Origin of the sequence: Pantoea sp. ME81 (genome assembly GCF_903970985.1) — a bacterium.
Classification (GTDB): domain Bacteria; phylum Pseudomonadota; class Gammaproteobacteria; order Enterobacterales; family Enterobacteriaceae; genus Pantoea; species Pantoea communis.
The window spans coordinates 1-1,233 of sequence record NZ_CAJCKS010000355.1 but is presented as its reverse complement, the minus strand read 5'-3'; the positions used below and the strand labels follow the sequence as shown (position 1 = coordinate 1,233).

General features: G+C 59.2%; 1 protein-coding gene and 2 pseudogenes. All 3 read left to right on the top strand.

The genetic code is table 11. The features are described from left to right. Positions 1–79 (top strand): annotated as a pseudogene (locus tag H7A81_RS27900) (hypothetical protein); the annotation flags it as partial. Further along, a pseudogene (locus H7A81_RS27295) lies at positions 78–701 on the top strand (type VI secretion IcmF C-terminal domain-containing protein); the annotation flags it as partial. The pseudogenes H7A81_RS27900 and H7A81_RS27295, both read left to right, overlap by 2 nt. Continuing rightward, positions 698–1,228 (top strand): type VI secretion system-associated protein TagF, encoded by a 531-nt coding sequence (tagF, locus tag H7A81_RS27290; protein WP_182059341.1) that lies wholly within the window; start codon positions 698–700, stop codon positions 1,226–1,228. The pseudogene H7A81_RS27295 and the gene tagF, both read left to right, overlap by 4 nt. Positions 1,229–1,233: the final 5 nt, after the last annotated feature.

The window sequence follows — 1,233 nt, the reverse complement described above, 5'->3', positions numbered from 1 at the left end:
CCTGGTCGTTTCGACTGACCGCGGGCTTTGTGGTGGTTTGAACATTAACCTGTTCAAAAAATTGCTGGCAGATATGAAGATATCCGTTTAATCACAACTCCGGCACCGATGTCACCCCCGACGATCTGGCACGGATGTTCGCGCCGGGAACCGGGCTGATGGACAGCTTCTTCCGCGATAATCTCGCCAGCAAAGTGGACACCACCCACAGCAACTGGCGCTACGCGCCCGGCGTCGATGGAAAAACGTTACCCGGTGGCACCACGCTGCTGCGCCCCTTCCAGCAGGCGCAGGCGATTCGTGAAGCCCTGTTTGCCAATGGGTCAAGCACGCCCTCCTATCGCCTGACCATTACACCCATCAGCATGGACAACAGCATTCTCAATCTGACGCTGGATGTTGACGGCCAAATCATCCGTTACAGCCATGGCCCGCAAACCCCTCAGGTGGTGAACTGGCCCGGCAACGGTAATACCCAACAGGTGCGTATGCAGATTGGTCTGACCGACGGCACCACCAACACTCTGAATACCAGCGGACCCTGGGCGCTTAATCGCCTGTTCGACAAAGCCAGCCTGCATCCGGGCAGCAGCCAGAGTCAGCAGGCCACCTTCTCGCTCGGCGGTCATCAGATAGTGCTGGCGTATACCCCTAACAGCGTGCGCAACCCGCTGCAACTGCCGGGGTTTAGCTGCCCATGATGACCGTAAACGACGCTTCTTTCGGCTGGTACGGCAAATTACCCGGCAGCGGAGACTTTATGCGCCGCCGCCTGCCGACGCGGCTGGTTAACAGCTGGGCACAATGGTTTCAAAGCAGTCTGCCGCGTCTGGCGCAGCAGCCAGCAACCGGACGCGCGCCGGTGTGGAATTTCATTGTCCCTGCCACGCTCGGTGTCCCCATGATTCAGATGGGCTGCTTGTTGCCCACCCGTGATCGCGTCGGTCGCCAGTACCCGCTTTGCGCCATGCAGCTGTTTACCCCGGAACACTGGCACAACCTGCAGCTACACACGGCGGGCGACTGGTATTACCAATTGGGTAAAACCCTGACGCTGGCAGTGCAAAATCGCTACAGCGGCGATCAGCTGGATGCCGCCCTCAATGCCCTGCCGCCGCAATTCGCCCGGCCACCGCAGTCAGATGTGTTTGATGTGATTGGCTACCAGGATACCCCTTGCACTCTCAACTGGCCGCAGGTGGTCCACTACTTCGATCCGGCGCAATAGGTCGG

Coding starts and splice junctions, on each gene's coding strand:
- tagF (WP_182059341.1), top strand. CDS start 698: ATGATGACCGTAAACGACGCTTCTTTCGGCTGGTACGGCAAATTACCC.